Below are 7,576 nucleotides of genomic sequence, written 5' to 3' on the forward strand. Positions count from 1 at the left end.
ATTAAAATGTAAACTGAAATCCTGCTGATACTATTCTTAATGGAGGCAGGAACCCTGCTTCCATTAATTCAGGATCTGCTCCTTTATAGGATGTTATGGTAAATATATTCTGTGCCTGCAGTGAAATTTTGCAGTGCATAATTTTGAGCCACTCCTGAGGCAGATCATAAGAAAGTGAAATGTTTTTAAGACGGATATATGAGGCATCGCTTACTGCTGCATCACTTTCGGCATAATATTCGCTCGCCTGCATTGCCTCCTGATTTACACCTGTGGTATAAATTTGATATTGTGCATTATCTCCCGGTTGTGTCCAACTGTTTACAATTTCTGCAGGCTGGTTGCGGAAAGTTCCAGCATATCCCTGTGTACTAGCAAAGTTAAAATTGAGCTGCTTTACAAACTGAAACAGAAAATCCAGTTGCCAGCCTTTGTAGGTGAATTGATTATGCAATCCACCAAAGTATTTTGGACTGAAGTTGCGAACGGTCTCTCTGTCATCTGCGTAGGATATTTGACCATCTCCATTTATATCAGCAAATTCATAAATACCTGTTTGCGGGTTGATTCCAGTGGAATGGAACAACTTTCTTATTGTGATGGGCTGACCAATCACGTAATCATTTTTATAAGGTGATCCTTCCAGACCGGGAAAAGATAACAACTTATTTTTGGCTACCGAAAGGTTAAAACTTGTGGTCCAATTAAAATTTGGCTTTTGAATGTTAATCGTGCGCAGTGTGATTTCAAGTCCATTGTTTTGTACCGTAGCATCTAAGTTGGATTGGATGGTTGTAAATCCTGTAGTCCCTGGCAGTGGCAATCCCACTAACTGATTTGAGGAACGGTTTTGGTACCAAGCAGTAGTCAACATAACGCGATCCTTTAAAAAACCCAGTTCAAATGCCGCTTCGAGTTTCTTGTTGGTTTCCCAACCAAAATTTGGATTATAAAGGCGTAGTGGTTGCAATCCATGTACACCCTGATATTCATAACCTGAAGAAGAATAGGTATCTAAAAATTGGTAATCGCCTATTTGATCGTTGCCAGTTGTACCATAGCTACCTCGTAATTTTCCAAAGCTTAGAAAACTAACATTGTTTTCAATCCATTTTTCTCTGTAAAACAGCCATGCTGCGCCTATTGCACCAAAATTTGCAAACTGTTTTCCAGGACCAAAGCGGCTCGAACCATCCCTTCGTCCTGTTAAGTTAAGAATGTATTTATTGCTAAATGTATAATTGAATCTGCCATAAAATGCTTGATATTTATAGACCAGCATTTCATCGCTTTCGACTGATAAATACGATGCTGAGGTAAGGTCATAAATCAGGCTGTTGCTTGTGAATCCTGACGCTTCCTCAATTCGTGTTTTTGTTTGCTGATTCTGGAAAGTACTGCCAAGCAAAACGTCTATTTCTGAGCGACCGAAAGCACTATGCCAATTTAGCTGTGGTTCTACTATCCATGACTGCCTCCCCAGAGTATTCTTGAATATTGATGAATATTCACTGCCATAGTTGTATGCAGGATTATACATGGTTGACGGTGCGGTGCGACTTGCATCGCTACTAAGATCTGTGAAACCAAAACTTGATTTAAATTCTATTCCTTTTGCCAGTTGAAATGTCATTAGTGTACTAGCAACCAGATCATAGGTTTCTGATCTGTTTTTACCTTCCAGATTACTTAACGGATTTTGCCAAGTACTATTCTCCCAATTAAGGTTTCCTTGAGCATCATATAGAGCTGGAGCGTTAGGAGCAAGATTTCTCGATAATAAAGTCAGGTCAGTCCAAGGCAAATCATTTTTCTGGGCTGTATATCCTCCTGAAAAACTGATGCGAAATTTATTACTTTCGGATTTATGGTCTAAAGAGAGATGTGCGCCACCTTTTTTGTATAAAAAGTCACCAGGAAATACGGTAGACTCTGTCCTGTAATTCCCGCTAAGTAAAAACCGAGTCTGTTCAGATCCTCCACTGACGGTTCCCTGCATGCTTAAAATATCAGCCGTACCTCCTGTCAATTCTTTTTGCCAATCAGTATACCGGTTTTGGTCCCATGTTCCGTTCACATCATAAGCATTAGAGGGATAAGTCGTAATCCCATCATTTGCAAAGGCCTGTCTACGCATTTTTAAATATTGTTGGGTATTCATCATGTCAAGCATTCTGGTTACCGTGCCAGTTGCGTGTGAGGTATTAATTGTAAAAGAAGTTACACCTGCTTTTCCTTTTTTGGTTGTGATTAATACCACGCCGTTAGCGCCACGAGAGCCATAAATCGCCGTTGCATCCGCATCCTTTAGTATTTCCAGATTTTCTATATCACTGGGATTAATACTGTTGAGAGGGTTGCTTTCTCCTGGAATTGTCGTCGAAGTTTGTCTGTAGCTTATGGGATCAGACGAATATGGAACACCATCAATGATGTATAATGGCGCATTGCCATCGGTTCTGAGGCTATTTACGCCGCGAATATTAATATTGAAACCACCACCCGGAACGCCCGTTTCCTGTGTGATACTAACCCCAGCCATTCGTCCCTGCATCGCTGCAAGTATATTAGTGACGGGTTGTTTTTCTATGTCCTTAGAAGAAATTTTAGCAATACTTCCGGTGCGTTCACTTTCCTTGACAGTATAATAGCCAGCATTGACACGAACTTCTTGTAAGCTGGTGATGTCTTCCTGCAATTGGACGTTGACTATTTTTCGCCCGCGTATGGGAACTATTGCTGTTTTGAATCCTATAAAGGAGACCAATAAAGTATCTGTAGCAGTAGCCGACAGAATATATTGCCCGTTGAAGTCAGAGCTAACGGTACTGTTTCTTTTTCCTTTTATGGAAATTGTCACACCAGGTAAAGGATTTTTACCATCAGTTATGGTACCGGATATTTGGTTTTGTTGGTGCGGAGACTGCATTTGCCTCAGGAGCTTATTCGCTAAGGCAGGAGTGTTGCTTAGTGTGAACCCGATAATTATCAGGTACCAAAAAGCCGACCGCCCTTTGTAGAATGAATAATTTTTCATAATATTGGTATAGTTAAGTGAAACGTTAGTTTTGTTAGCGATGGTCCTCTAGTCAAGTTTGCCGACGAGTTAGAGGGCCTTTTTTTTAGTGCTTTTAATTCATAGGTAGGATTTTAATTGGGTTTATATTTTGTTCTTTGTACTGCATTTAAAATAAAATAATAAAAACGCCTGCGGCATCTATATTCTTTGCTCTTTTTTCTTCACTAAGTACAACTGTTGCAGCCATAAAGCCAAAGGCATATCAGTACTATTAATGCCACTATTAATGCAGCTTGAATTTGTTTGTAGTATTTCATCTTATTAATTTATGGGGGTTATAAAATGGGTTTTGGGTCATAGGTTTTGGTTTTTAGGTTATGAGTTATTTCAAATAAGTGAATCTATTTCCTTTGTTCTTAATTCACCATCAAAAAACAAGCCTGCACCTTTTACTAACAAATTCAAAATAAATTAACTAGGCGATTATTCAATGGACCTTTCGGTGCAGGTGTTTTTTTAATAGTTTAATAGTTTGCTGTTTATGGTTCGTTGTTGGCATAAGTATCCCAGTCCGGTTAAGAAAAGTTGATTTCCTAATTGGGAATGATGATTTATGGATTTAAGTTTTAAAAAAACCTTTTGCTGCCCTTGCTGAAAAAAGCTCTAAAAGTTTAAAAAAAACATTTGGAAAATAGAAATAAAGACAATACTTTTAAAGTGCGAGTTTAAAGAGGAAAAGCTTAAATCTAGGTGTCAAAAGCATTTTAATATTTGAGTGTATATATAGGGAATTATTTTTTATAATTTCCCATTTTACGTGTTAAGACAGGGGTAAACACATCAGTATTAAAATCCTGATTACGGAAGTTTCTTTGATAAGAATACTTCTCAATGTTTCCCTATCCCAACACCATGTTTATTTCAGTTTTGGGACAACAAAAGGTAGCCTGTTTTAGCAGGTAGTTAGGGTGGTTTGGTCGTGCTGGCAAATAAAAAAATCGTTCTCATAATTTATAGGTTTATGGTTATGGAACGATGTATTTCTTGGTATGAAGGGTACTTGCAGAAAAAAGCAAGGAGCGGTTTCACACTTTAGACTCATGGGCGACCAAACCCGTCTTCTAAATCTTTCGATTTAAAAGTTACCACCTAAAGCTTACGTGAGAACCGCTCGCATGCCGTATGCAAAAGTAAGAAACTTTTTGACATGGAGCGACTTCACGATACTCTCGAAGGTAAAATTGGTCGTTTTGAGTCGAGAAAACATCGTTTGAATTATGACTATTAAAGTCTCATTATCAATTCGCTATAACAAATATAATATTATTTTTTAATGTGGCAATAAAACCACAAAATATTTTTTAAAAAATGCAAGAAAATTTTATCGAGATATACAAAAAGATAGGGAATTCAATACGTAATAAGAGAAAAGAAAAAGGATTAACTCAACAACAGTTAGCTGATAAAGACTCAAAACTCGATAGAGCAAAGATTAGCGATATAGAAAATGGCAAAGAAGACTTTCACTTCTTTACTCTTTTGAAAATCTGTGAAGCTCTTGATATGGATATGAAAGACGTTTTTATAGATAAGAAATAAATATTAATGTATTCACGGAAAACCGTAAAGTATTATGAAAAAGGCTTTTTAGGTTTGGAGAATAAAACTCAACCTTAGTTTAGCGTATACACAAAAAAACAAAGAGATTTTGTCTCGTCCTGAAATAACGATACACAAAACAATCGTTATGGAAAAAAAAACAAATTATGTAAAGCGAAGTCAGCGAGATTATAGTATGTCGCTAAAGCCTCAGATTGTTAATTAAATCGAAAAAAGTTTTACATCCGTTACTCAAGCCCGAAAATAATACGGTATTCAAAGTCATGCAACTGTTCTAAATTGGTTAAGAAAATTTGGTCACTTTGATTATTAAATTCTTCATTAGTTGGATAATTCAAAGTAGAATACCTTCTTTTTCTGTTGTACCAAACTTCAATATATTCTAAGGTTTCCAGTTTCATTTGTTCTTTAGAAATTAGTTTATTTCCATAAATCAATTGCTTCGCCAGTTCGCTATCGTTCGAGTCAGTTTTCAAGGATTTAAAGATGCTTTTTGCTGCAGCATTGTCCTAACAATTCCCTCTACGGCTCATATTGCGGGTTTATTATACTAATAATCAAGAACATTTACAGACTTTTTTCTCGCATATTGGACACCTCTTTCAAAGTAAAAAATTAAGCTTTATTAAATATTTCGGCTTTTAACCATCGTATTTTAAGTTCGAAACCTGATTTCGTTTGTATTTATTTCATCACTTAAACTCCAGCCTATAATTTTTCAATCGTACAAGTCCATAATAATCGTCAGATATACAAATCCTTCCTTGGTTTGTATATAAGTAATATCCGAAAGCCATATTTTTAAATAGTCATTTACAATAAAGCTCTGTTTAATACATATTCGAAAACTAAATACCCTAATTAAAAAAATTAACAAAACTTTTATGCTGTTTTAAATATATATTTTTTACTTTTGATTACTTATATTTTTATATGAAAACAATCCACCTTTTAGTATTAGTAATACTTGGCATTTTTTTGATGCCAACGCCTACTTTTGCCTGTGGAGGTAATTCTAAAAAACACTCTTGCACTAAAGAGATATCTTCTGGAATGGATAAGAAAGATTGTTGTGAGTCCCATTCAAAAAGTAAAAATCACGACGGATGTAATGGAAAATGCGGACAAGCATTATGTAGTACTCCAGTCGTTAACATTGGAATTTTTTCCTATATACAATCAGAAATTAAAAATAATAGTTTTAATTTTTCTACTAAAAAACAAAAATTTTATCAATCAGAAACTTTTACGTCTGATGGATATTCTTCTATATGGCTTATACCTAAAATAAGCTAAATTACTTTTTTGACAGCCAATACTATGTCAAATTCAAAGCAAGCACTGCTTTAAAATCATTTACTTTTTCGGCTAATTGCAATTATTAAACAAATAGTTCAAATTCTATTTGTTGATTGTTTTCTGCTATTTTCAAATTAAATTATTTACATAATGAATTCACTAAAGAAAACAGTGATAACAATAGTTCTATTGTTATCAGTAGTAGTCTCCAACGCGCAAATTAAAAATGCAAAAACAGCAACGGTAAAAATATTCGGTAACTGTGACATTTGCAAAGCCTCCATAGAAAAAGCGGGAAACCTTAAAAAATTAGCTTCAGTAGACTGGAATAAGGACACCAAAATGGCTACGATTACTTATGATGCTAAAAAAACCAATGAAGAAGAAATCCTTAAACGCATCGCATTGGCCGGTTATGATAATGCAAAATTTCTAGCTCCAGAAGATGCATATAATAAACTTTCCGACTGTTGTCTATATGATCGAGAATTAAAAACTGCTGTAAAAACAGATATGGAAACTATGCCCAATCATAGCGAACACGATATACATTCTGATATTACTGATAAGAAACAAAAAACAGCAAGTCCTTTAAAACCTGTTTTTGACAATTATTTTTTATTAAAAGATGCCTTAGTTAAAACAGATGCTGAAATGGCTTCAATGAAAGCTAAAGACCTGCTAACAGCTATTAGTACTTTGAATATGGAGGACTTAAAAATGGAAGAACACATGGTTTGGATGAAAATGATAAAAGAACTCACTAATGACATTAAAATTATTTCAGAAACACAGGACATTAAACGTCAAAGAGATCTATTTAAATCAGTTACCCAAAATACCTATGAATTAATGAAAGTTTCAAAAAGTGAAACTCCTACATATTATCAATATTGCCCAATGCAAGATGCGTATTGGCTAAGTAAAGAGAATGCAGTCAAGAATCCATATTATGGTTCCATGATGCTAAGTTGTGGTAAAACAGTGGAAACAATTAAATAATGCTCAAAACATTTCAAAACTAAAATTTAAAAAAATGAAAAATATAACTCTTTCAGCCATAGCAATGGCATTCGTAATGGTTTCTTGTAACCAAAAAAACAAAGAAGGGGCAACTAATTCGGAAGTGACTGAGCCTGTAACTCAAACTGAATCAACAAATGAACACCAAGAAGGAAACCAGCACAACGAAACTAAATCTGGAGACGTCATAGCAACCGCTACTCAAAGTACTTTTTCGATCAAAGAACTTATCAGTAATTATTTAACTTTAAAAAATGCATTAACGAAAGACGATACAAGAGGAGCTGCAGATGCTGGAAATGTGTTATACGCAACTTTCAATAAAGTAAATTCCAATTCAATAGATGCAACATTAAAAGCTGGATATTTGGATATAGCCGAGGATGCTAAAGAACATGCGGAACACATTGGAAATAATTCTGGAAAAATTGAACACCAAAGAGAGCATTTTGTCATGTTGAGTAAAGATATGAATGATTTGATAAAAACTTTTGGAGCAGGTCAAAAACTATATCAAGATTTTTGTCCAATGGCAGATGATGGGAAGGGCGCAATTTGGATAAGTGAAATCAAAGAAATCAAAAATCCATACTTGGGAAGTAAAATGCCAAAATG

The 7,576-nt window shown here is 35.1% G+C and carries 6 protein-coding genes; 4 read left to right on the plus strand and 2 right to left on the minus strand.

What is annotated here, in order from left to right; translation table 11 throughout:
- Nucleotide 1: 1 nt before the first annotated feature.
- Nucleotides 2–3,037 carry a SusC/RagA family TonB-linked outer membrane protein gene (locus tag AAC069_RS15655; RefSeq protein WP_339921376.1) on the minus strand — a complete coding sequence of 1,012 codons (3,036 nt, stop codon included), beginning with the start codon at nt 3,035–3,037 and terminating at the stop codon, nt 2–4.
- 1,350 nt (nt 3,038–4,387) lie between these two features.
- Between AAC069_RS15655 and AAC069_RS15660 the strand changes: the two genes are divergently transcribed.
- Nucleotides 4,388–4,618 (plus strand): helix-turn-helix domain-containing protein, encoded by a 231-nt coding sequence (locus AAC069_RS15660; RefSeq protein WP_339921377.1) that lies wholly within the window; start codon nt 4,388–4,390, stop codon nt 4,616–4,618.
- Between the two features lie 248 nt (nt 4,619–4,866).
- Here AAC069_RS15660 and AAC069_RS15665 read toward each other — a convergent pair whose 3' ends face one another.
- Nucleotides 4,867–5,115: an IS3 family transposase gene (locus AAC069_RS15665; RefSeq protein WP_165932656.1), complete on the minus strand. Its 249-nt coding sequence runs from the start codon at nt 5,113–5,115 to the stop codon at nt 4,867–4,869.
- A 457-nt stretch (nt 5,116–5,572) separates the two neighbouring features.
- On the opposite strand from AAC069_RS15665, the gene AAC069_RS15670 reads away from it, so the two are divergent.
- The 3 genes from AAC069_RS15670 to AAC069_RS15680 form a co-directional block, all read left to right on the plus strand.
- Nucleotides 5,573–5,935 carry a hypothetical protein gene (locus AAC069_RS15670; RefSeq protein WP_132003493.1) on the plus strand — a complete coding sequence of 121 codons (363 nt, stop codon included), beginning with the start codon at nt 5,573–5,575 and terminating at the stop codon, nt 5,933–5,935.
- A gap of 153 nt (nt 5,936–6,088) precedes the next feature.
- On the plus strand, nt 6,089–6,940 hold the full coding sequence (locus AAC069_RS15675) for a DUF3347 domain-containing protein (RefSeq protein ID WP_339921378.1): 852 nt from the start codon (nt 6,089–6,091) through the stop codon (nt 6,938–6,940).
- Between the two features lie 34 nt (nt 6,941–6,974).
- Nucleotides 6,975–7,576 (plus strand): DUF3347 domain-containing protein (locus AAC069_RS15680; RefSeq protein WP_339921379.1); only part of this gene is annotated, 602 nt, incomplete at its 3' end.

The sequence above is a fragment of the uncultured Flavobacterium sp. genome, from assembly GCF_963974175.1.
Classification (GTDB): Bacteria; Bacteroidota; Bacteroidia; order Flavobacteriales; family Flavobacteriaceae; genus Flavobacterium.

Bases quoted from the DNA above. Each gene is read 5' to 3' on its own strand.
- AAC069_RS15675 (WP_339921378.1), top strand. From the start codon at position 6,089: ATGAATTCACTAAAGAAAACAGTGATAACAATAGTTCTATTGTTATCA.
- AAC069_RS15655 (WP_339921376.1), bottom strand. From the start codon at position 3,037: ATGAAAAATTATTCATTCTACAAAGGGCGGTCGGCTTTTTGGTACCTG.
- AAC069_RS15670 (WP_132003493.1), top strand. From the start codon at position 5,573: ATGAAAACAATCCACCTTTTAGTATTAGTAATACTTGGCATTTTTTTG.
- AAC069_RS15660 (WP_339921377.1), top strand. From the start codon at position 4,388: ATGCAAGAAAATTTTATCGAGATATACAAAAAGATAGGGAATTCAATA.